This window comes from Bradyrhizobium ferriligni (assembly GCF_056837965.1).
Map to the genome: position 1 here is coordinate 35,665 of NZ_JBXEJO010000044.1, position 23,019 is coordinate 58,683.

17 protein-coding genes are annotated in these 23,019 nt (G+C 58.9%); 6 read left to right on the top strand and 11 right to left on the bottom strand.

Annotated features, from left to right (window positions below):
• A complete protein-coding gene (locus tag AC1VNY_RS25220; protein ID WP_482407190.1) occupies positions 1-1,722 on the bottom strand; it encodes a thiamine pyrophosphate-binding protein in 1,722 nt (573 codons plus the stop codon).
• Positions 1,723-1,899: 177 nt separating this feature from the next.
• Here AC1VNY_RS25220 and AC1VNY_RS25225 point away from each other — a divergent pair, with 177 nt between their 5' ends.
• Positions 1,900-2,586: a TetR/AcrR family transcriptional regulator gene (locus AC1VNY_RS25225; protein WP_482407191.1), complete on the top strand. Its 687-nt coding sequence runs from the start codon at positions 1,900-1,902 to the stop codon at positions 2,584-2,586.
• A 99-nt stretch (positions 2,587-2,685) separates the two neighbouring features.
• On the opposite strand, the gene AC1VNY_RS25230 is transcribed toward AC1VNY_RS25225, so the two are convergent.
• The gene (locus tag AC1VNY_RS25230) at positions 2,686-3,675 is read right to left on the bottom strand and encodes an NADPH:quinone oxidoreductase family protein (protein WP_482407192.1); all 990 of its coding nucleotides are present in this window, start codon (positions 3,673-3,675) and stop codon (positions 2,686-2,688) included.
• 144 nt (positions 3,676-3,819) lie between these two features.
• On the opposite strand from AC1VNY_RS25230, the gene AC1VNY_RS25235 reads away from it, so the two are divergent.
• The 3 genes from AC1VNY_RS25235 to AC1VNY_RS25245 all read left to right on the top strand — a co-directional run bounded on the left by AC1VNY_RS25235 (position 3,820) and on the right by AC1VNY_RS25245 (position 7,769).
• The gene (locus AC1VNY_RS25235) at positions 3,820-4,878 is read left to right on the top strand and encodes an AraC family transcriptional regulator (protein WP_482407193.1); all 1,059 of its coding nucleotides are present in this window, start codon (positions 3,820-3,822) and stop codon (positions 4,876-4,878) included.
• 129 nt (positions 4,879-5,007) lie between these two features.
• A complete protein-coding gene (locus AC1VNY_RS25240; RefSeq protein ID WP_482407194.1) occupies positions 5,008-6,534 on the top strand; it encodes an acyl-CoA synthetase in 1,527 nt (508 codons plus the stop codon).
• A 35-nt stretch (positions 6,535-6,569) separates the two neighbouring features.
• The gene (locus tag AC1VNY_RS25245; protein WP_482407220.1) at positions 6,570-7,769 is read left to right on the top strand and encodes an ABC transporter substrate-binding protein; all 1,200 of its coding nucleotides are present in this window, start codon (positions 6,570-6,572) and stop codon (positions 7,767-7,769) included.
• Positions 7,770-8,005: 236 nt separating this feature from the next.
• On the opposite strand, the gene AC1VNY_RS25250 is transcribed toward AC1VNY_RS25245, so the two are convergent.
• From AC1VNY_RS25250 to AC1VNY_RS25265, 4 genes are all read right to left on the bottom strand, one after another.
• A complete protein-coding gene (locus AC1VNY_RS25250) occupies positions 8,006-9,163 on the bottom strand; it encodes an acyl-CoA dehydrogenase family protein (protein WP_482407195.1) in 1,158 nt (385 codons plus the stop codon).
• 633 nt (positions 9,164-9,796) lie between these two features.
• A complete protein-coding gene (locus AC1VNY_RS25255) occupies positions 9,797-10,831 on the bottom strand; it encodes an NADP-dependent oxidoreductase (protein WP_482407196.1) in 1,035 nt (344 codons plus the stop codon).
• Positions 10,832-11,174: 343 nt separating this feature from the next.
• Positions 11,175-12,305 (bottom strand): C45 family autoproteolytic acyltransferase/hydrolase, encoded by a 1,131-nt coding sequence (locus AC1VNY_RS25260; protein WP_482407197.1) that lies wholly within the window; start codon positions 12,303-12,305, stop codon positions 11,175-11,177.
• A gap of 3 nt (positions 12,306-12,308) precedes the next feature.
• Entirely contained in the window at positions 12,309-13,622 is a 1,314-nt protein-coding gene (locus AC1VNY_RS25265) for an MFS transporter (protein WP_482407198.1), read from the bottom strand.
• A 393-nt stretch (positions 13,623-14,015) separates the two neighbouring features.
• On the opposite strand from AC1VNY_RS25265, the gene AC1VNY_RS25270 reads away from it, so the two are divergent.
• Positions 14,016-14,912, top strand: a complete 897-nt coding sequence (locus AC1VNY_RS25270) for a LysR family transcriptional regulator (protein WP_482407199.1) — start codon at positions 14,016-14,018, stop codon at positions 14,910-14,912.
• Positions 14,913-15,220: 308 nt separating this feature from the next.
• Here AC1VNY_RS25270 and AC1VNY_RS25275 read toward each other — a convergent pair whose 3' ends face one another.
• Entirely contained in the window at positions 15,221-15,406 is a 186-nt protein-coding gene (locus AC1VNY_RS25275; protein WP_482407200.1) for a hypothetical protein, read from the bottom strand.
• A 143-nt stretch (positions 15,407-15,549) separates the two neighbouring features.
• Positions 15,550-16,512, bottom strand: coding sequence for an AraC-like ligand-binding domain-containing protein (locus AC1VNY_RS25280; protein ID WP_482407201.1), 963 nt, complete (start codon positions 16,510-16,512; stop codon positions 15,550-15,552).
• A gap of 131 nt (positions 16,513-16,643) precedes the next feature.
• Here AC1VNY_RS25280 and AC1VNY_RS25285 point away from each other — a divergent pair, with 131 nt between their 5' ends.
• A complete protein-coding gene (locus AC1VNY_RS25285; RefSeq protein WP_482407202.1) occupies positions 16,644-17,651 on the top strand; it encodes a carbon-nitrogen hydrolase family protein in 1,008 nt (335 codons plus the stop codon).
• Positions 17,652-17,963: 312 nt separating this feature from the next.
• Here AC1VNY_RS25285 and AC1VNY_RS25290 read toward each other — a convergent pair whose 3' ends face one another.
• The 3 genes from AC1VNY_RS25290 to AC1VNY_RS25300 form a co-directional block, all read right to left on the bottom strand.
• The gene (locus tag AC1VNY_RS25290) at positions 17,964-19,019 is read right to left on the bottom strand and encodes an AraC family transcriptional regulator (RefSeq protein ID WP_482407203.1); all 1,056 of its coding nucleotides are present in this window, start codon (positions 19,017-19,019) and stop codon (positions 17,964-17,966) included.
• A 429-nt stretch (positions 19,020-19,448) separates the two neighbouring features.
• The gene (locus AC1VNY_RS25295; protein WP_482407204.1) at positions 19,449-21,398 is read right to left on the bottom strand and encodes a primary-amine oxidase; all 1,950 of its coding nucleotides are present in this window, start codon (positions 21,396-21,398) and stop codon (positions 19,449-19,451) included.
• A gap of 31 nt (positions 21,399-21,429) precedes the next feature.
• Complete coding sequence (locus AC1VNY_RS25300; RefSeq protein WP_482407205.1) at positions 21,430-22,863, bottom strand: APC family permease; 1,434 nt, start codon at positions 22,861-22,863, stop codon at positions 21,430-21,432.
• Between the last annotated feature and the right edge of the window lie 156 nt (positions 22,864-23,019).

Genomic DNA, 23,019 nt, shown 5'->3' on the forward strand with positions numbered 1-23,019 from the left:
TCATACCTCCAGGATGTCGGCATAGGGAACGCGCGCCTTGCCTTCGGGACTGCGAAGACCTTCCGCGGCGAGTCCCATGAAGCGCTGCGTGATCGGGTTCATCACGGGCTTGGTCATCACGTTGACGCAGGCCGGCCGGTTCGTGGCGAGCGCCCGCTTCAACGCGGGCCCCAATTCCTCGACCTTCGTCACGTATTCCGCGTGCGCTCCGAACCCTGCCGCCGCGAGATCGTAACGCGTTGCTGCGAGTTCGGAAGCCACGCGCTTGCCGGGGCCAAAGATCAGATCTTGGCCGTGAGCCGACATGCCCCACTGCTGGTCATTGTTGACCACCACGACCACCGGGAGATTATGGCGCACCATGGTGTCGAATTCCGCGAAGTTGAACCCCACGGCACCATCGCCGGAGAAGCAGATCACGCGCTTGTCGGGATGGGCGACCTGCGCGCCGACCGCGAGCGGCATGCCTTCGCCCATAATTCCCATGTAGCCGTGACCGAGCCAGCGGTCGGGTTTGCTGCTCGCAGCGAAGCCGTCGAACCACGCGGGAGTTTCACCGCCGTCGAGCACGAAGATCGCGTCTGGCGGAGCCGCTGAGGCGAGAGTGGACGCCAGCACCCCGGGAGTAAGGCCGTCCGTGGAACTGGAGAGCGGAGGCTTCGGCGCATTGTCCCCGCGCAGACCGGACAGCCACTCGCGGCGGTCGGGCCAAGGACCATTGCCCGCCTGCTCGATCAACGCCTCCAGCATCTCCCGACAATCGGAGACTACGCCGAGCTCGACATCGCGAACCCGACCGATCTCTTCGGCCGCAATATCGACCTGAATGATCTTGGCATCGGCCGGAATGACGGACTTGCGGCGCCCTCCGGTATAGAGGCCGAGCCGCGCGCCCAACAGCAGGACGACGTCGGGCTGCCCCGCTCCGCGCGCGGCCGCAGCACCCAGCGCGCCAAAGCCTCGGACCCAGAGGGGATTGTCAGTCGCCAGTGCTCCACGCGACTTGTTGTTGGTCGCAACGGGAATGCCGGCGAGCTCGGCAAAACGCGTCAGCGGACCGGCGCCTCCCGAATAGGCCACGCCGCCGCCCGCGAGTATGACTGGACGTTCTGCATTTCGCAGCAATTCGAGCGCGGTCGCCACAGCGGCCTTCGATGGCGAGGGCCGCGATATCATCGCTTCGCCATTCGGATATGCGAGATCGCTCTCTTCGACCAGAGCGAACAGCACATCGCTTGGAAGATCCAGATAAACGGGGCCGGGGCGCCCCTCCCGCGCGACGTGGAACGCCCGCCCGAGCAGATCCGGTAGCCTCTCCACGTGCGTGACACGATGGCACCACTTGGTGATGCCGCCCATCACCGATAACTGGTCATAACCGCTATTGACCGGCAGCGCGTCGAAATCCCGCAATGGCGGCGCACCGCCGAGAAACACGCTTGCGACACAGTCGGAATAGGCGTTGGCGATAGCCGTGACCACGTTTGTGATGCCGCCACCTGCGGTGACCATGGCCACGCCGACCTTTCCGGTCGTTCGCGCGTATCCGGTTGCGGCGATTCCGGCCGCCTGCTCGTGTCGGTGATCGATGATGCGGAAGCCTTCGGCCACGGCTGCCTGGTAGACGCAGTCCAGGTGACCGCCGTGCAGCGTGAAGATGGTGTCGACGCCAAACCGCTTCAGTGTCGCGACCAACGCCCGGCCGCCATCGATTTGAGCCACTGTGAACCTCCCATCGTTCTTTTCAAAGGCGGTGCCATCCGCCGAAGTTGCCTAGATCGTAGCTGAACGCGTTCAATAATGTCAATCTTGAACTGAACGCGTTTATTTATTCGGGAAGGTCTGTTGCAGTGTAACTTCCTCAGCGCATAGAAAGGGGCGGCACATCCAGAGGTTCACTTGAGCAAGAAACATCAAATCCAGCTTGCGACGGCACGGCGAGTGCCGCGAGCCCGTGCCAGCACGGCCAAGGCTAAGGACGACCTCCGTGCGGCCTTCATCAGGGCCGGTCGTAAATTGTTGGCTGATCGAGGATCAAACGACGTCTCGCTGCGCAGTATCGCGGCAGCAGCCGGCTATTCGCCAGGGACGATCTACCAATACTTTGACGATCATCGCGCGCTGCTGCTTGCGATCCGCGAAGAGGACATGCTTTCGGCCGTCGTAGCTTTCGAGAGAATTGCCGCGAGCGAGCCGGACCCCGAGCAACGCGTGATCAAGGTCTTCCTTGGCGTGGCGCACTACTGGCTCGACAATTTCGACCACTATCAAACGCTGTTCTCCCTTCCGCCGCACAAAGTTCCGGTCAAGGACGCAGACGGAATTCCCTTCGGACGCTCCCCGATCGTGGTACGTTCCTATTCTCTTTACGATCGAATAGTCAGGAATCTGCTCGCGGTTTACGGCTCCTCCTCGATAGACGCCAAGTGCGCGGTTGATAGTCTGATCGCGGCCGTGCACGGCATCGTCGTGTTTCCGATCTATACGCGTACGATGAACTGGACCGATCCGTTGAGGATGGCGGAGTTTGTTGTCACTTCCCTCATCGGCTCGTGGCGGCGATCGTCTTGTCGGGATCGCACATAATGAGATCACAAAATGCCTCCTCGGATCGGGTGAAACGAAGTGGTGCGCGAGAGGAAGATAGCGGGCACGCCGTCCGTCCATCGACGCAGACATAATCCCTTAGATTGTCACGACTATTTTTCCCACGGCGTTCCGGTCGGCGAGGGTCTGGATAGCCTTGCCGCCCTCGTGCAAGGGGAATTCAGCGGTGACGCCTGGGGACAGGATGCCTTCCCGGTACCAGCGGTGAAGCTCCCGGCGGTTAGCGTCATTTCGCGGACCTTGCTGCAGTAAGAAAGTCCGCCAATTGACCCCGAGCACGTCGCAGTTTTTCAGGAGAGGAAGATTGAGGGGGAGTGAAGGAATCCCCCCCGTAAAGCCGAGCACGAGGTATCTGCCCCCTTCCGCCAAGCAACGGATGGCGGTTTCGCTCAACCAACCGCCCACAGGATCGATCACCACGTCGGCGCCGCGCGTGCCAACCGAGTTCTTCAAGAGAGTAGCTACTTCTCGGCGGTCTTCAGGGGCTGCGGACGGGTAAATGACGCCACCGCCGGCGCCATGCCGGCGGGCGAAGTTGACCTTCGCCTCCGACGAGGCCGCCGCGACGACATGGGCCCTGAGATTGCGGGCCACCTGCACCGCCGCGATGCCTACTCCACCGCCCGCTCCCAACACGAGCACGGTCTCGCCAGCCTCCAGAAGCGCGCGAGTATGGAGTGCATAATATGCCGTCTCGAACGTGAATTGCATGACCGCGGCATCGGCAAAGGACATACCGTCCGGAATTTCACTGCAACGTGCGGCATCCACGACCACGAACTCAGCCATGCCTCCGGTTCCGATGCGGGCGGCGATCCGCTGCCCAGCGCGAAGCCCGGAAACCTCGGAGCCGACGGCAGAGACTATTCCAGCCACCTCAGCGCCCGGAGAGAACGGACGCGCGGTCTTGACCTGGTATCGATCCTGGATGGTGAGGAAGTCCGGATAGTTGACGCCGCAAGCCTTGATTTCCAGCAGGACCTGTCCCGCATCGGGGATCGGCGCCGGCACATCCAGTAGCCGCAGCGTCTCGGGCCCGCCCGGCTCGCAACTCATCAACGCGCGCATCCAGATCCTCTCCCACACACTATGGTCGCGAGAATGGGAGGAAGCTTTCCGCTCGCAATGACGAAAACCACCAATAGCGTTGACCTTACCTGCCATCACGAATATGGCGACAGCCCCGCATCTCAAGGCTAACATGGTGGTGCCATGCCGGGAGCCTCTGAAGCAGTCGGATCATCACGCGCTGTGCCGCCGCGTTCGGCCATTGATACCGGCTATGTCGGACTGGTCCTGAGCGGCGTGCGGGAGGCGGGGCTGGACGTCGACCGGCTCCTCGCCCGAGCCGGCATTCCGCCCGAACAGCTCGCTGTACCGGGTGCCCGACTGCCGCAGGACAAGTTTGCCAAGCTCATCGCCGTCCTTACCCGGGAAACTCGCGACGAGCTTTGGTTGCTCTGCAACCGTCCGATCAAACCTGGCACTTTCCGCATGATGTGCCGGCTGCTGATACGTTGCGCGAACTTGCGCGAAGCCATCCGCATCGGCTGCCAGTTCTACCATCTGGTGGTGGACGATTTCACCGTGCGTCTTGCGGAAGGTCCTGATGACGCTTCGCTCTACGTCACCGATACCATTTCCCAGCCGAACCGCAGGCGTATGGTGAATGGCGCGATTCTGCTGTTCGCTTACGGACTGATGTGCTGGCTCGTAGGCCGCCGGCTCCCCCTGATCACTGTTCACTACGTCTTCCCGGAGGAGCCGTTCAGTTCGGAGCTTGAGCCGTTCTACCGTGCTCCGATGTTGTTCGAGCAGCCGCGCACGGAAATCCGCTTCGACTCCGAGTTGCTGGATCTGCCGATCATGCCCGACGAGGAGCGGCTGCGGCGCTTTCTGGCGTCGATGCCGAATGCGCTCCTGCTACGCTATCGCGACGACAGCAGCATGGCAGAGCGGGTGCGCGCCATTCTTCGCCGCAATCTGAAGCGAGCTTTCTCGTTTGAGGCCGTCGCAGACATGCTGGCCGTTTCCCAGCAGACGCTGCGCCGGCGCCTGCTCGAGGAGGAGAATTGCGGCTTCCAGGATATCAAGGACCGGCTGCGGCACGACGTCGCCGTTCACCTGCTGCAGAAATCTCGGTTGTCTCTCGAAGAGGTCGCGCTCTCCTTGGGCTTCTCTGAACTGAGCACGTTCCACCGGGCGTTCAGACGGTGGACCGGCTTGTCCCCTGGCGAGTTCCGTGAACGCCACAGATCAAGGGCAAAGTAAGCGCGTCGGATTTTGTCAATCCGTTTGGCATGCGCGGTCATTCAATCCCCCGACGCCTGAAAGGATAATGCGCCGAGAACCGATTTCAATCGGCACTCGAGACCGCTGTCTTTCAGCCGAGGGGGAGAAATGCCAATCCTGCGTCAATGGGCGGAACGTCATCCTGACAAAATCGCAGCTCTGATCGCGTTTTCGGATGAAGCTGTGACATATGGCGAGCTGGACCGGAGCGCCGACAAGGTAACGCAGCTTATGATGTGGATGGGCCTGTCGCCGGGCGACGGCATCGCCATCATGCTCGACAACGATCTCACCTATTTCGAGATAATCTGGGGCACACGCCGCCACGGTCTCTACTATACCCCGGTGAGCGGGCACCTCAGGCCCGAAGAGGCGGCGTACATCGTTCGTGACTGCGGTGCCAAGGCATTCTTCGTCGCTTCGCGTTTCGCGGAGACTGTTCAGACGCTGCTGGCCGAAAACCCGCACGGTTGCGCGGTTTATGTCGTGGGTGGCTCCCCGGAAATGGGTCGCGACTACGCCGAAGAGACTGCGCGTTTCGATCGTCTGATCGAGATACCGGACGGGCCGGTCGGAAAGGATTTCTGCTATTCGTCCGGCACGACCGGTAAGCCCAAGGGCATCAAGCAGCCTCTCTTCACCAATGCGATCCAAGCTCAGCTGAACGGAGATTGGGTGCAAAGGCATTTCGGGTTCGCGGAGGATACTGTCTATCTATCCCCCGCCCCTTTGTACCACGCCGCCCCGCTTCGTTTCACCATGCGCACGCTGGAATGCGGGGGTACTGCAGTTATCATGAAGAAGTTCGCGGCCGAACAGGCGCTCGCCGCTGTAGAGCGCTACCGCATAACCCACAGCCAGTGGGTGCCGACGATGTTCTTTCGTCTGCTCGCCCTGCCATCCGAAATACGTAGCCAGTACGATCTTTCCTCCCATCGATGCGCGATCCACGCGGCCGCGCCCTGTCCTCCCGAGATCAAGGAGCGGATGGTCGAATGGTGGGGTCCGATCATCTGGGAATACTACGCCGGCTCCGAACGTAACGGCGTGACCTGCATCTCGACCGAAGAGTGGTTAACTCATCGAGGGTCGGTCGGACGAGCTTGCCTTGGCGAACTTCACATCCTCGATGAGAATCAAGAGGAGCTCGGCCCCGGCAAGATTGGCGACGTCTACTTCGATGGTCCCAAATTCGCCTATCACAACGATGCCGAGAAGACTGCGCGGTCGCGAAACGCGAAAGGTTGGTCGACCTTGGGCGACGTCGGCTACCTTGACGAGGACGGCTATCTCTATCTGACCGACCGCCGCTCCCACATGATCATCTCAGGGGGCGTCAACATCTATCCCGCCGAGATCGAGAGCCGCCTGGCGCTGCATCCCGACATCGCCGACGTTGCCGTGTTCGGACTTCCAAACCCCGAATTTGGCGAGGAGGTCAAAGCAGTAGTGCAATTGAAGGACGTTTCGAAGGCGACGCCGTTGCTCGCCGCCGAATTGATCGCCTTCTGCCGGGAAGGCCTTTCACACGTCAAATGTCCGCGATCGATCGACTTTGAAGCGGAGCTGCCGCGGCAGGAGAACGGCAAACTGTTCAAGCATGTCCTTAAGCAGCGCTACTTGCAGTCCGCCTGATTACAAGTCCAAAGGAGACGAGCGTGAAAAAGCTCATGATGGCGACCTGCGCGATCCTCTGGGCGGGATCGAGCTTACCCGCATTCAGTCAGGAGAAGAACCATGGGCTCGGCGTGACCGACACCGAGGTGAAGATCGGACAAACCATGCCCTATAGCGGTCCCGCATCGAGCTTCGCCGCGATCGGTCGCGCCATGACAGCCTATTTCCAGAAGGTGAACGCCGAAGGTGGAGTCAATGGCCGGAAGATCAACCTGATCTCGCTCGACGACGGCTACAGCCCGCCCAAGGCGGTCGAGCAGACGCGCCGTCTTATCGAAAGTGAAGAGGTGCTGGCGATCGTGGGCACTTTCGGATCGCCATCAAACTTTGCGACGCAGAAGTACCTGAATGCAAAGAAGGTACCGGCGCTGTTCCTGGGCACGGGCGCCAATCGGGTGTCGGAGCCCGCCACTTATCCGTGGTCGATGGGCTGGCAGCCCAACAACCATGCCAAGGGTGTGATCTACGCCAAGTATCTACTGAAGGAGCGGCCCAACGCGAAGATAGCGGTGCTTTTCCAGAATGATGATTTCGGACGCGACCATCTCAAGGGGCTCCGTGATGGCCTGGGCGACAAGGCTGCTACGATGATCGTCAAGGAGCTGAGCTATGAGGTTGCCGAGCCCACCGTAGATTCGCAGGTTTTGGTCTTAAAAGCGTCGGGAGCCGACGTGCTGGTTGACATTTCGACGCCGAAGTTTGCGGCGCAGGCCATCAAGAAGACGGCGGAAACGAAATGGGATGCCTTGCACTTGCTCAGCGACGCGGCCGGCTCGATCTCGAGCACGCTTGTTCCAGCAGGGCTGGAGAATTCCAAGGGTGTCATCACCATGCTGTTCCGTAAGGAGCCCACTGATCCGACATGGGCCGACGATCCCGGGATGAAGGAGTATCTTTCCTTCATGAAGCAATACATGCCCGAAGCCAATCCGACGGAGACCCTTCATCTCTTCGGTTACGCCACCGCGCAGACATTCGTTCATGTCTTGAGAAATTGCGGCGACAACCTGACCCGCGAAAACCTGATGAAGCAGGCGACGAGCATCAAGGATCTCGAGCTCTCGATCATGCTTCCTGGCATCAAGCTCAATACCAGCCCGACGCGGTACACGCCGCTGAGCCAGGAGCAGCTGGTGCAGTTCGATGGCACGACCTGGAAATCGATTGGCGAAGTGATCGACGCCGAGAAATGAGACTTTTGGCCGGTTGACGATGCCCGCCGTCTTCTGAGCTTCGTCCTTAGCTATTTGCAGAACCGCTGCACTGCCACGCGGCGCTCCGGATTAGCGCCTGCCTGCGTCGCGCATCTTGCGTTGCCTCTTTCCAGAGGCCAACGATGCCAAACCTCGTTTGAACTGGTCTCCGGGGCCGGTTATGTCCACGCCCGACCGGGGGCTCGAACCGCGTGATCGAGCCCCTTGTGCAGAAGTTACTTGCCCTTGCCCAGGATCTCGCGAGCCATCACGATCTTCATGATCTCCGTGGACCCTTCCATCTGCTTGCACATGCGAAGCTGATTATAGAAGTCGCTGAACGGGTAGTCATCGATCGCGAGGCCCCGTCCACCGAGGATCTGCATCGATCGATCCACGACACGCAATCCCGCGTCGATACAATAGCCTTTGACCATCGAAGCCGGAAGTCTCGCGGCCGAATAACCTCCGCGGTCGACGAGCCAAGCTGCATAGTATGTGTTCCATCGGATCGATTCGATGTCGTATTGCGAGTCGGTCAGCATCCACTGGATCGCCTGGTTGTCGCCCAGCTTCCCGCCGAACACTTCGCGCGTCTGCGCCCACTCGACCGCGAGTTCCTGGCTCCGTTCAGCCATCCCCAGCGCGACGCCTCCCAACCGAAGTCTGAAGCGGTTGAACTGATGCTGCGCGACCGCGAAGCCCGCACCTTCACCACCAAAAAGGTTTTCCGCCGGCACCACCACGTTCTCGAGCTTTACTTCCTCTTCGACGCCCCATTGCCGCGATATCACGGGGATGTCGCGCACCTTCTCGAAGCCAGGTGTGTCGTTATCCACTAGAAAGATGCTGATGCCTCGGTGGCCCTTCTCAGGGTCGGTCACCGCGGCAACGGCCGTATACGAAGCCTCGTGGTGTCCCGTCCGCCACATCTTCCTTCCGTTGATGACATAGTGGTCCCCCTTCTTGACGGCGGTGGTCTTAATGCGAGCTAGGTCGGAGCCTGCTTGAGGCTCGGTGAAGCACATGGACCACCCCGTCCGCCCCTCCAGGACTGGGTACAAATACTTTCGCTTGATCTCTTCACTTGCGTCGTAGAGGACCGGCCACGGCGCGAAAATCGCGCCGGGCACGCGCCGCGGCGATCTCGAGAATTCGGTGAGAACGATTACGTCCTCCATTGCTCCGAGCCCTTGCCCGCCATACTCCTTCGGCACGATCAGCTTCGTGAGCCCGAAGTCATGCAGCTTCTTCTTCAAATGCGTGGTGAGTTCCGGGCCGTACTCGGGGGCGGTAATCGGCCAGGAGCGATAATGAGGCAAAACCTCGGTGTTAATGAAAGTGCGTGCTCGCTGCTGGAGATCGAGCTGCTCCTTGGTGAGTTCAAAGTCCACGGCATTTTCTCCTATCTAGCCTGTAGATCTATCGGCCGAGGATTTTAGTGAGACGGACGCCGGCCGCCATGGCTCGGCTGGCAAGATCACGGCAGAGCCGACGCCCGGTCGTTCGCGTGTCTCCTCGGTCAGCGACTCAAATCTGCCGTCGACTCAGGGCGTGGGGTATGTCGCTGTCTTCCAAAAGACTTGACCGATTCTACCCGTTTCGCTGTTCAGAAATTCCTACTGCGGGGAGCTCGTCAAAGCTGTCGGCGGTCATCCACCTGCAATCAGCAAAGGCGCGCCGGCGCTTAGTGCGCTGGGTCGATGGTGGCTTGTCGCACCTCGCCTATGCCCGGCCTGCTCGGAAGGCGGACCGCAAGTTAGCCGCGAGCCAAGAACACGCCGAGGCGGCGGCACCGGTTAGGATGCAAACGTCGCCTGGCCTAAATTCGGATCCCTTAGGACAAAAAGGGCGAACGCGTGTCGTTTCACCGACCCGCGTTCACCAGTCGAAGTCCTCGGGAGGGAGGACATTTGAATAGCTAACGGTGCGAAACATTGGCAGGCTCCTTGCAAACCTCGTTGCTGACGCAGAATATGTCACCATCCAATGCTCTAGCCGCTCTACTGTTAGCTTTCAGGCTCAAGTCACACTCTATTGGGGCCAACGCGAACAAGCTGCTTGCCGAAGTTCGCGCCCTTCAGAAGGCCGATAAAGGCTGACGGCGCACTGTCGATGCCATCCGTGATGGACTCACGATGTTTGATTTTGCCTTCCGCGAACCATTGTGACATGTCCCGAACAAACTCCGGATACTTGTCATTGAAATCGCTGACAATAAACCCACGGAACGTCCACCGCTTTGTGAGAATGTTGATCAACAATGTCGGCGCCCACTTCGGCGCGGCCGGTTGCGCTCCCGGAAGAGTGTTATAATCCGCAATGAGGCCGCAAACCGGAACGCGAGCGAAGGGATTCAAGAGTGGAACGACGGCCTCAAATACCTTGCCGCCGACGTTCTCGAAATAGACGTCAATTCCGTTCGGGCAGGCTGCCGCCAGTTCCTCCGCGAGGGCCGGGCTCCGGTGGTCGAGGCATTCATCAAAGCCGAGCTCGCGCTTGACATAGTCACACTTCTCTTGCCCCCCGGCAATGCCGATCGCCCGAGCGCCCTTGATCTTCGCAATCTGCCCCACGGCCGATCCGACCGCACCAGAGGCAGAGGCCACGACCACAGTCTCACCAGGCTTGGGCTTACCAAACTCGAGCAACCCAACATAGCCCGTCATGCCGGGCATTCCGAGGACGCCGAGGGCGGCCGACACGGCCTCGTCCTTGAGGTCAATTTTCTGCAGATCGCTACCGTTCGACAGCCCGTACTCTTGCCATCCGCACCACGACAGAACGATATCGCCCTGCTTGAACTGGGAATTGCGTGACTCCACCACCTCGGCGATCGTGCCGCCCTGCATTACGCCGTCAATCGGCACTGGCGCTGCATAAGAAGGTCCATCATTCATCCGGCCCCGCATATAGGGATCGAGTGACAGCCAAATCGTTCGTAGCAGAACTTCCCCTTCGGCCGACGACGGAACGGGGTATTTCTCGACCCGAAAGTCCGTAAGCTTCGGCTCACCCACCGGTCGGGCGGCCAGAACGACACGGCGTGCTGACTTCGACATTTGATGTCTCCTCTTCTTCTCCGAGCCCGCTTCACTGGGACGCATTTCCATTTGCGCGCCCTTTACGGGAGCTGCTCATCCGATATTTTTTCGCAAAACGGGGGGATGCACTGGCGAGATGCCGGTATGACGATGCGTGATCGTGCAATCGTCATACCGACCGACAGAACCACCGCTCCACCCGTCGAAGACCGTGATCGCTGTTCGGTCTGATGAATTGACAATCCGCGCCATTCTTCACCGTCGACGTCGAGCGGCCTCGAAGATGGATGCTTGTGTGTTCTACAAGTCAGTCGAGTAACGCGGCAGACAGTCTCGCTCCGATATCTCGCGGCCAGCACGTCTAGCCGGGCTTGCGCGCCTCGAGGCAGACCCACTCTCTGCTCCGTTGCTCCACCGGACTTCCATCGAGAACGAGCGCGGATGCGTTGTGAGGGTCGAGCATGATGGTCGCGAGCGTGCGCCATCGCCTGCCAAGCTCTGCACCTGGCTGAGGGAGGCAACACAGGTGCGCTTGCTCTGGATCCGAGTACAGAAACTCGAGCAAGTGCTCCGCTTTCTTCGGCGCGCCATACATCTCCAGACGCTTCGAGACAAGCTCGTACCGGTTTTGCGAGTCCGGAGCGTAGGATGGCTTCTCGCGCTGTCGGCCTTCTGAAGCCAGGAAGTGGTTGGTCCGCAGAAGGTAGCCCTCGGCGGGTTCCTTCTGGAAGACGCCGACAGGCGAGAGCTCGACAGAAACAGCCCTGCTCGCATCCATAAGCGTCAATGCCGTCGAGCTGCAGACCGGGGCTTTATTCAGCAAGTAAACCCCCTCCCCAACCGAGCCAGCTTCCTCAAGCACTGTGGCAGCAAGAACGTGAACGGGAATGCCGCCGACACCGTCAGCTTCGTGAGCCAGGATATTAAGAAACACCCCCAGTCCGGCAGAATTGATGCCGATCTTTCCAAGGATGCCATGCTCCGTAATACCCACGAAGCTGTGTGCCCCGCCACTTACCGATTGCGTATGCCAATAGTCGTTCAGCTCCTGGTTCCAGTCCCAAGTCTGAACGCCGAAGGGAACATTCACCTTGGGGTCTGGACGAGATGCGGGCGCATATAGGAGCGTGCTACACTCCCCGGGTCGTCCCTTTTTTGACAAACCAAGTATCTCGGTCCGTGCATTCAGAGCGACAACCTGCCATGCCTCTAGTCCTGCGACCGATGCGATGCCGGAAAACTCTTCAACCAAGCGAGATCGCCAGCTTGCCACGGTATCGATGACGCGCATGGCGGCATCCCGGACGACCTCTTCCGTAAGCCCAGCCTTGCGAAAGAACTCCAGGTAGGCGCCGAGCCCCGAAATCAGCTCGTTGCCGAGTTGCTGCCCCCGCTGCTGACCTCTCGAGAACGGTGCAAGAGCGTCGAGCACAAGGTGTGCGCGATCGCTTCTGCGACGATACTCAAGTGGTGGTGTCGCTACAGCCTTCACTGATCAGTTCGCCCCTGTTTGATGAGTACGCTGGATGTGACGTCCGAGGAAGAACACACCTATCATCGTGGCTAGAAGGCTCAGCGCGTAGAAAGCGGCGACGCCCCAAGCTCCTCCTCCACCGCTTAGAATTGATTGCGCGATCAAAGGAGTCGAACCGCCTATCAACGTTGAGCAAAGCTGATACGCGAGCGACACGCCCGTATATCTATAGCGAGCAGGAAAAGCCGCCGCGAGAAAGCTCGCCAGCATCGCGTAGTAGGTCGACACACCGATCATTGTCAGGGATTGCGCAATGCCGATTACGACCAGATGTCCTGAGAGAATGGCCCAGAAATACGGGACCGCAATCAGGATCGAGAACGCCAGTCCTCCAATCATCACCCGGTCGTTTCCTACACGATCGGCCAGATTTGCAGCGATAGGCTGCCAGAAGAACTGGACCACATAAGTGATCAGGAGAATGTTGAGCATGGACCGCCGGTCCAAATGCAGTTCGCTCGTCGTCCAGGAGAGCACGAATGTATTCAGGAAGTACGCCACCGAAATCCCCGAGATCGATGCAACGACCGCAAGCGCCAGAATTCCGGGAGACTTCGTGAACACCTCTACGATCGGATTTTCGGCAGTCGTCCCGGACGACTTCATGTCGCTGAATTCATCGGACTCCTGCACCTTGAGCCGGATGATCAAGCCGACAATGACCAAGATGAACGAGATAAGGAAAGGAATGCGCCATGCCCAACCGATGAAGTCCACGTCATTGAAGCGTCCGACGATAACGAAAGCCAATGACGCCAGGATTGCTCCGACCGGGCTTCCTTGCTGGACCCAGGCACCTGCGCGGTTCTTTTTCTTGTTGTCGGCGCTCTCTGTCGCCATCACGACGGCGCCCGCCCATTCGCCCCCGACGGCAAACCCCTGCAGCGCTCGCAAGAGCACCAGGAGCAAAGGCGCGGCGATTCCGATTTGAGAGTACGTTGGAAGAAAGCCGATTGCGGTGGTTGCGAGCCCCATCAGCACCAGCGTGCCGACAAGCACGTTCTTGCGACCGTAGCGATCACCCAAATATCCGCAGATTGCGCCACCCAACGGACGGGTCAGAAAGCCGACCCACAGGGTCGCGAAGGAGGCAAGTCGCGCATTGTCAGGGTCGATTGTTGGAAAGAATATCTTTCCGAAGACCAGGGCCGCGGCAGTGCCAAAGATGAAAAAATCGTACCACTCCATGGCGGTACCGATGAAGGCGGCAAGCGTGGCTCGGCGCTCCTTGGAATAGGCTGCCTGCCCTGAACGATTAATGCTGAGTTCGCTCAACGATCTTTCCTCCGTTTGAAATGGCACGAACGGTCTTGCCAGCAGATTTTCGCTGAGCGGCAGTCCGCACGGCGGCGATGCCCGCCGAATTATGATTTCGGGCACAGCTCCTTCCGCCTACCCGCGGCTACGCTTTTCTCTCGACGGTTACGATCGCAACGCGAGGAGCCGAATAGCCTTGGGATGAACGGAGCTGTACGCGGCCGCGCATGTAAGTGGCCGACCGAACGCCGGTGCGTGCGCAGCGCAACACTTCCCTCGAGATCTTGCCTTGCCGACAACCCGTCGGCGGGCGTGTTGCACTCCACGCGGTCTCTCGGGCGCGGATATCCTTGTCACAAGGCAGCAATAATGGAAATTGACAAAAACTTTGCCTTTTAATAACAAATTGTAATGCCTCGCGTCGAACTTAGAACCTACCGGTACTTCTGCGCTGTCGCCGAGAGCGGGTCTGTTCGCGTCGCTTCGGAAGCCTGCTCGGTTACGCAGCCGGCTATCTCACGCCAGCTCGCGCTTCTCGAAGCAACGCTGGGCGTCACGCTTTTCCAGCGACGACCATCCGGGATGATGCTGACAGTTGCTGGCAGCGCGCTATACGCCGAAGCGGTTAGGCTACTGAGTCACGCTGAGCGTGCCGAGCGCTCGGTCTCACCGTGGAAGGACGTCGGCCTCTCGTTTCGGGTGGCATGCCTGGACACCACGCTGCATTACATCCTGGCACCCTTTATCGCGGAAACCGGTTCACCCATCGCGGACCTTCGTCCCGAACGTGCGCAAGACGTGTACGCGACGCTCGAGGAGAACGTGGATATCGGCGTTGGTACGGCGCCGCCGCCGCGCGGAAAGGAAAGCGAGGTGCTCGTCCGCATTCCGGTATGCGCGCAGTGTGCAAAGGGCGTACTTCCGGCCAAGTTCCGCGGCGAACTTGCCGAAGTCTCCTCCTATCCGCTTGTAATCGCGGGATACGGTAGCGCCGTCGAGCAAGCGGTCCGCGACGCGGCTGACGCCTTCGATATTGAACTCGTCATTGCGCACGTGGTCAGCTCGGGGCGCATGGCCCAAGCTGCCGCGGCGTCGAGGCGCGTGGTTGCCATCACCACCGAACCTTCTCAGTTCGGACTTCAAGTCCAACCGCTCGTCGTGGAGGGATCGAAGCTGACCGTGCCTCTGTATGCTGTCTGGGACAAGGGACATCCGGCGGACAAGAAAATCCGGCAGATCGTACAGGCATTGTCGAAGTGGATCGCAGTCCGCGAGCCGTGGCGCCCAACCCGGGAGACTGCTCGATAGTCGCTGTCGAGGATGTGCATAGAGTGACTGCACATGGCTGTTCTGACGTCCTTGGCCAACTTGCATTCGTCGGGAGAGCCGAATGATGTCTTCGTCAGACTATCGGATCAGCCGCTTCGAACTCGGAAGCGTTCTGATCGAACATGAGGCGATGGCCGAGGCCGCGATCATGCCGTCGCCCGATACTATCCGGCTATCGGTCTCTTTTCGCCTCCGCGTCACGCAAAACTGCAGAATCGATCCTCCGCTATACAAACGACCGCTTGTCGCCCTTTAAGCCCATTGGTCGGGTCGAGTTCATGAATGAGCTACCCAGAACGATATCTGGCAAGATCCGCCGCGCCCTTTTGCGGCGGATCGAAGACGAAAGTGATCGTTCCCCGGCGTTCCGCGGGACCGAATTCCGCGAAGCCGACTTTCCAAACATCCGTCTCGCCGAGGTTGAAATTTCCCTCAGCGTCGGGTCGCTCGCGGCGATACAGGACGCTGCTCACCCAAAAGCCGCCCTGCTGAATTGCTGCCTTAGAGTAGAAATACGCTGCATTTGGGCAGCTATGCGCATCTCGTGCCGTTCTGATTTGTCGCCGACGATGCCTCTGAGGCTGCCTCGTGCCGCCGGTTGCGGCTCACGCAGACCTTATAGATCCTTGAACTGCAACCGACACTCGCGCGGCGACACGTGAAACCGTTCGCGGAAGATCGTGGAGAAATGCGAGAAGCTATTGAAGCCGTTTCGGAAGGCAATTTCGCTTACCGAGAGGCCAGCATTTCTACGATCGCGCAGGTCTGCAACAGCCTGCTGCAGGCGCGCCTCTCGAATCGCGTCACTTGCGCAGGTTCCGTGCAGAGCAAGAACTTCGTTCAGTCGGCGTATTGATACCCCCAGAACAACGGCTAGTGAATTCCGGTCAAATGACGGATCCCTGAAACTCTCCCTGATTGCAGATTTAGCCCGAAGCAGGAGAAGCCGCTCCGACGACGAAATTTTGAAAGTACTATCTGCAATGAGGGCAAGACCGGCGACGACACAGTCAAGTAAGATATCAACTACCTGATCCCGAAGCAGCTCGCTTTCAGCGCGCGCATGCTCACTGAAATCTACAATGCTTTGGCTAATCAGCTTTCCTATGCCTTTGCTCCCGTCGATCCGCCTACCGGTCAACAGTTCTGCATTAGGTATTCGAAGGAGCAGTGGCGCCTTCGGCATTTGTAGCACTAGCTGAAGAAAACCGTCAGTCATTCGGAGTTCGTAAGGTTCGCTGCTGCTGTACAGAGCCATGTCGCCCGGATGTAGCGCAGCCACCTCTCCGCGTTGCCTGACGATTGTCGTCTTCTTGAGTGGCACACTGAGAAGAAAAAAGTCTTCCGTTGATCGACTTATATCAATCTTGCGTCGTAGCACTTTTCCCGCATTTCCGCCGACCTGGGAGACCGACAGACGCGGAAACCGGTCTATGTCGAGAAACCCATGGAAACTCGCCGCCCTGGGAATCTCACAACCGAGCTGAACATAGCTTTCACACACCACCTCATGCCAGTAGGCGACGCGATCATGCGGCGAGACGTACGACGTATCGTAACGTGTTGAAATGACGGCCATCCATGGCAAACAGCACGTTTAACAATAGTAAAATCGCTCAAAATCGCAAGATTTGTCGCCCAACCGCGAAAGCGCACCAAATTACCTAGGGCTAAGCTTTCCGGCAATCATACCGTCCAGATGGGGGAAATATGTCGATCTCCACGCCGTTTAAGGTTGCTGCGGTACAAGCCGCGCCTGCCTTCCTAGACCTCAAAGCGGGTGTCGCGAAGGCGATCAAGTACATAGAAGAGGCGGCACGCCAAGAATGTAAATTGGTGGTTTTTTCGGAAACTTGGCTGCCCGGATATCCGAACCATATCTGGCTAGGCCCGCCAGCTTGGTCAATGCAGTTCGTCGGCCGTTACTTCGAGAACAGCTTGGAAGCGGGCAGCGATGAAGACAAGCTACTCGCCGAGGCCGCTCGCCGCAATCGCATTCAATTATCGATGGGCTTGTCCGAGCGCGATGGTGGAAGCCTCTACATTGCGCAATGGCACTACGACGAAACCGGAGCGATCATCAAGCGGCGTCGGAAACTTAAGCCGACCCATGTGGAAAGATCAGTTTTCGGAGAAGGCGACGGCAGCGACCTGATGGTCAGTCAGACCTCGATTGGTCGTGTCGGTCAACTATCTTGCTGGGAGCATCTTCAGCCGCTCAGCAAGTACGCCATGTACAGCCAGAACGAGCAGATTCACTGCGCAGCTTGGCCAAATCTCTCACTCACATCTGACCAAGCCTACGCTCTCGGGCCCGTTGTTAACAACGGCGCCAGCATGATTTATGCGGTAGAGGGCAGTTGCTTTGTGATCGCCGCCTGCGCGCTGGTGAGCAAAGAACAACAGAACATACTTTGCGAGGGCGACCCCCTGAAAGAGGCTCTTTGTCCTACAGGCGGCGGCTTCGCCCGGATCTATGCTCCTGATGGTAGGTCGATTGGCTCCAATCTCGACGCTCATGAAGAGGGGCTGGTCATAGCCGAAATCGACTTAAGTCTCGTACCATTTGCCAAAGCCTCTGCCGATCCCGCGGGACACTACTCGCGTCCCGACGTGACGCGGCTCCTGTTCAACAACAAGCCTGGACGGCGGGTGGAACATTTTTCGCTTCCTTCCGACATGGTCGACCATAATTCGCCGCCCAAGATTCAATTGTGAGGCATCGTCGTGAGTAGTACGGCGACCACAGTGGCCCTGTCGCCGATTGCTTTAGCGAACAGTCACCGAACTGCCGAATCAAGAGCCGACTTGCTTCCGCGGCGACGCCCCACTGCGACTCTGAGTGTCGGCTTCTCGCCAAGCGGCAGGGAGTAGTTGCAACTACGTCTAATCGGGTGCTTCAAGAGATCCGCAGCAACTACACGATCTACTCGTCTGCCCGCCGCCCTGGGGAGACGCCACTCGAAGGCGGATACTTCGACAGAGGAACGCTGCCGCAGCCAATCCCGTTGCTTCAGGATGGTCGCGAGGTCAGTTGATCTTGAGCCTGGCAGTCTGCATGCCGGCGCCGTTCGTCATATATACGGAGCGGTATTGCGAAGGACTGACACCGGCCATGTTCTTAAAGTGCCGGCAGAATGGGCTCGTCTCACTATAACCGAGGTAAAGTGCGATGGCGGTGATCGGCATGGACGTCATGCCCAACAAGCACTTGGCAATCTGGCAACGAACCTTATTGCGCAATTCAAGATAGTTGATTTCGTTCTCGAAGAGCTTCCGCTGGAACGAACGTAGGCTCATGCCGAAATCGCCGGCCGCACTTTCTATGTCAATAGCCGTCCCTGCCGAAAGCGCCGATGTCATCCAGGCCTCGATGGAAGCGGACAAGTCGAGATGCCCCGTGCGCAGCCGAATGGCGTCGACCAGCTCCGCCTCGAGTCTCGCACTCGACAAAGGATCGGAGTACCGCCCGGACTCGTTCAGGCTGGTTGTCGGAAAATAGATCGCGTTTTCCTTGCGTCCAAATCGGACGTCACAACCGAAGAACGCGCGGTACTCGCCGATTTCAGTGTTGGCATCCGGCAAGTGCTGAAAATCGATGCAAGCCGGGCGGACCTCAATTCCGACGAGCTCGGAAAGGATTGAGTGCTCCAGCGCTATCGTAAAAAGCGCGTCCTGTTGGCGAAGCTTTATGGTCGGATCCGTAATCAGATAGCTCAGCCGCGCGACGTCGCCGCTAATCGAGAAACCGTAGTGGGTGTTGTTCTGAAAGGCCGGAAAATAGCGCGTAAATTTCGTGAACGCATCTGCTCCGGTCGGAGACGTCAACAGCAGCGGCGCGATAGGACCTAGACCGCTCAGGCGGAAGGCTTTCCCCAGTGTCAAGCCGAAGAGAGGATCCCCCCTCTCAGAAGCCGCAGCCTCGAGAACGGCGGTGAACTTTGCAAGTGGCCAGACACACGTATCATTCGTGCCTGTCGGTCCTCCAAACCTGGCCGCCAACGCACCTGCGTCGCCGCCCCTCGATGAAATCGTCGAGAGAAGCGATTCCGCGATCAATACGTTGATAACGCTCGATTCCTGCATTCTAACCCTCTTAGGATAGAATCTGGGCAAGCAAAAACTGGGCCGGGCAAAATTGTTGCACAAGCATGACAGCAGTTGCAAGAACATCGCATCATCTTCTTGGACGGGAGACGTCGGGTTTCCCTCGGCAAAATATCCGAGCGGAAAGCCCCGGCAGGAGGCCGTTTCGACCAAAAACGACTTCGGGCCTGGTATGCCAACGCACCCCAGCCTCATATCGGATTTCGTTTGAAACAACGTATCGGCGGCCGACTTAGAAGCCAGCCTCGAGCCTATAAGCTGCTCTCGTAAGCATGCATCGAGCGTTGGAGAGCGTGACAATCGCGGCGCAATAGCGGCGCGATTGTCACAAGAAGCGACGCGACAAAGCCTCACAAGCAGGCAACGTACTGCCCAGCCGATCAGCAAAGTGCCGGAGAAGTTCCGACCTTACCGTGAGCTCGCGTTGGCGGCGCAGCTCGCCTCATTCAGATCCGGCGGCAGGTCAATCGCGGGATTCCCGTTGAAGAACCCCGCCGGCATGAGCTTGAAGCCCGTGTTGACACAAGGTTGGACCGGAAAATCCTCGACCCTGACCGGGTGATGCAAGCCGAAGACGTGCCAAAGGACAACGTCACTGTTTTCGATCGACCGATCCTTCTGAATGAAATCCGGCAATCCTCCTTCGCCCGTGGAATGGTTCATGAACTGACCTGCCGGAAAACGCTCCTCAGGATCATAGGCCGTCACCCAGAGATGATTTTGCACGAAGCCAGCACGCTTGCCCGACGGGGAGTTCGGTCGCACGAACGGCGTGATGCAGTTGGGTGCCTCGAGCTTGTAACCGACGGGTGACCCGGCATAGTTGAGCTTACCCGGGTTGATCACCTTCCAATAGCGCTGCGTAGCCGCGTTGGCTCTGCGCGCGGCTTGCGTCTCGCGCTTCAGAACCGTTTCCTCCTCATAAAAGGCATTTCCGTATGGGTTCGAGGCCCCCTCGGGCTCAAGATAAGTGTTGCATTCCACGACGCTGTTGCGGTCGCCATCGACCGTCATGTCTAGCCGAGCGCAGAAAATGTGCTGGTGAATTTGGCCGACGACGCCGGGCAGGACTTCGCGACCATACTTACTCGGCTTTCCCGGCACGCAACCAACCGTGTTGATGATTCCGGTAGCCTTCATCTCGAACTCAATCATGCCGTCCAGGTAAAAGTACCAATACAGCGCATACTCGTAGTTGCCGACCGTGCAGATGGTCGAAACAACCAACTTGCGAGCGCGCCGAGTCTCGGCCCGATCCGTCCGGAAGTCCCAGTGCTTCCAAAGTAGCCCTGCGTCTTCCTCATGAATGCAAATCGCCTTCTCGATCGTCAGCGGCTCCCCTTGCATCGTATTGAGGTGCACGTCCAAGTATTCGATCGCCCCGAGGCAGTCGCAGCCGAGCTTCAAAGAGTTGGCCAGCTTGCCGATGCCGTACTCGCCGACGTCGAATACATTCTTGCGGAAGTGACCGTTCTCCGGGCTTCCGTATGGCACGACCATCTCCACGATCGACGCCCTGTAGACAACCGGGCGACCATCGTACCGGATGTCGTGAAAGGTCAGAGCCTCGCGGCTGTTGAAGCCAATCACGAACGACCATTTGTCCCAAGTTAGTTGTCGACCTTCCAAGCGGAAGCTCACGCCGTCCGGCTGCACGACGTTGATCGGCTTCAACGGCGGCCGAGGCTTGACGAATTCGCGCTCGTAGTTCGCCTCCTGCATCGGGACCAGGACCGAACCGTAGTCGTCGACTCTGATGACTTCCCAGGACTTGAGATCGATGACCGCGTTCAGGCCTTCGATCGGATGAGCATAGAAATTCTCGTTCTCACGCAGACGCAACCACGCAAAGACATGGCAAAGGTGGCGCCCCTCCTCTCCCTTGATGCCGAATTCACCGGCCGACCAAGGATCGATGCACACCTTGCTCATGTCGTCGATGCCTCGCCGCGCGCACGCCGCCACAAACTCCGGATTCTTGCGGACGAACTCTTCGATCGCGGTGAACTGTTCAAGCTGAATCATCGGGCGCTTGTCCGGAAACTCTTGTTGGGACACGATCGCCTCGTCATCCAACGATACCACAAGAGCGGTAACGCCGATCACCTTTGCGCTGAACACATTGACACGCGCTGAGCGGCGTATCGGGCTTCCCGGAACGAACGCCCGCACATCCGCTTTGTGCGGCTCCAGAAGCTCGATCGTCTCGAACTTCGTGTCTTCGCCATATGGCGCCGCGCGCCGCACGATGGCGGTCGCTTTTCGAATCTCTTCGACAGTCAGTGGCTGCAATGGGTGCCTGACGGGCTCGGCCCCGGTTTTCGAACCATGGCAGCAGTTCTGTGCCGCATCAGTCATGTAGTGCTCTCCTTTGAATTGGACGCCGAGATCAGCTTAGCGAGCGCCCAAGATTACCGTAGATGTGGGGACGCGCCTGACGCATCCATGCCGCGAGGCAAAAGCCTCCGACGAGAAGCCCTGCGATCATCACAGGGAACGTGTCGATCACCCAAGACTCGGACCCGCTCACGAGCGCGAGGTTCGACACCATCAACACGAGGCAGACTGCGAGACCAACAATGCTCAAAGCAGGAGCGATCAGTCGGCTGTAGATGCCTACGTCTCGGGGATCATTAAGGAAGAATGCGACTACCGCCAGCGAGACCATGATCTGCATGACGAGAATGCCGATGCTCGCAAACGTGCCCATCCATGCAAACACGACCGTGTACGGATCCAGTCCGGCCAGCCAAAGGATAACCGCCGCTCCGAGGGCAAATGCGGTCTGAACTCTGCCTGCGATGTACGGGGAGCAATAGACCTTGTGCGTCCGCGCAAATCCACGCCACAACACGCCTTCGCGACCAAGCGAATAGAGATATCGGTTTGCCGTATTATGAAACGACAGCGCGCAGGCAAACAGACTCGAAATCAGGAGCAGCTTCATCGCAAGGCCTGCGAGGGGTCCCAGGCGTTCGGTCACGGCAGAGAGATAGAGATCCGCGGCATGATCTGTGGCCAGCCGGACAATGGCCTCTCCGCCGTAATGCAGCGTGATGGTCCAGGTTGCGAATGCATAGAACAACGCAATCAGAATGACCGATACGTAGGTCGCCCGCGCAACCGTGCGTTTAGGATCGCGAGCTTCCTCCCCGAATATTGCGGTGGCCTCGAAACCGAGAAACGAGGCCACGACAAAGACAAGGGCTACGCCCAATCCACTTGTGAAGACGAAATGCAATTCAAAGGAGTGCAGCGAAATGCCGTTTGGGCCGCCGCCGGAAATCAAGATATTCGCGCCGAGAGCTGCGAGCACCGTGATCTCGGCAATCATGCAAACGCCGAGCACGGCACCGCTAAAGGCAATGTTGCGCCGTCCCGACACGTATACCGCGCCGGAGAGAACTACAGTATACAGAATCCAGGGAAGATGTGGGCCGCCCGCCTCATGCACCATGTCCTCGGCAAAGAAGCCGAAGATTCCATAGACCGCGATATCGATTGCGTTGTAAGTCGCCAATGAGACCAGGGCACCCGCGAGCCCCGCCGACTTTCCCAAGCCGTTTGCGATATATGCGTAGAACCCGCTTGCACTAGAGACAAAGCGGTTCATGGCAGCAAAGCCTGCGCTGAACACGATGTACAGCAATCCCACAAGCAGGTACGTGCCGGGCACACCCACGCCATTGCCGAGCGAAAACGCCGCGGGTGACGCGCCGACCACAGCCGTCAATGGTGCGGCTGCGGCCACGACAAAGAACACGATGTGCAAGACGCCGATGGCGCCTTTGCTCAGTTCCTGACCGCCGTCTTCATCCCGCATGAAGGTCCCCTTCTCACGCTGAATTGTTAGCGCGCGGCTCTGGGAACACCTTGACAGTTGGCGCCAAAGAATTGGGCAGAGCCTCCCGTCCGGACGCCCAGAGCGACCGACGGACTGTGCCCGTCACCCGCTCTGCGTCACCCTTGGCCAGGTAGC

What these genes read in the sequence shown, in the direction of transcription:
- AC1VNY_RS25230 (WP_482407192.1), bottom strand. Translation starts at nt 3,675, where the DNA reads ATGCGCGCGTTGATGAGTTGCGAGCCGGGCGGGCCCGAGACGCTGCGG.
- AC1VNY_RS25235 (WP_482407193.1), top strand. Translation starts at nt 3,820, where the DNA reads ATGCCGGGAGCCTCTGAAGCAGTCGGATCATCACGCGCTGTGCCGCCG.
- AC1VNY_RS25240 (WP_482407194.1), top strand. Translation starts at nt 5,008, where the DNA reads ATGCCAATCCTGCGTCAATGGGCGGAACGTCATCCTGACAAAATCGCA.
- AC1VNY_RS25245 (WP_482407220.1), top strand. Translation starts at nt 6,570, where the DNA reads ATGATGGCGACCTGCGCGATCCTCTGGGCGGGATCGAGCTTACCCGCA.
- AC1VNY_RS25255 (WP_482407196.1), bottom strand. Translation starts at nt 10,831, where the DNA reads ATGTCGAAGTCAGCACGCCGTGTCGTTCTGGCCGCCCGACCGGTGGGT.
- AC1VNY_RS25270 (WP_482407199.1), top strand. Translation starts at nt 14,016, where the DNA reads ATGCCTCGCGTCGAACTTAGAACCTACCGGTACTTCTGCGCTGTCGCC.
- AC1VNY_RS25280 (WP_482407201.1), bottom strand. Translation starts at nt 16,512, where the DNA reads ATGGCCGTCATTTCAACACGTTACGATACGTCGTACGTCTCGCCGCAT.
- AC1VNY_RS25285 (WP_482407202.1), top strand. Translation starts at nt 16,644, where the DNA reads ATGTCGATCTCCACGCCGTTTAAGGTTGCTGCGGTACAAGCCGCGCCT.
- AC1VNY_RS25290 (WP_482407203.1), bottom strand. Translation starts at nt 19,019, where the DNA reads ATGCAGGAATCGAGCGTTATCAACGTATTGATCGCGGAATCGCTTCTC.
- AC1VNY_RS25295 (WP_482407204.1), bottom strand. Translation starts at nt 21,398, where the DNA reads ATGACTGATGCGGCACAGAACTGCTGCCATGGTTCGAAAACCGGGGCC.
- AC1VNY_RS25300 (WP_482407205.1), bottom strand. Translation starts at nt 22,863, where the DNA reads ATGCGGGATGAAGACGGCGGTCAGGAACTGAGCAAAGGCGCCATCGGC.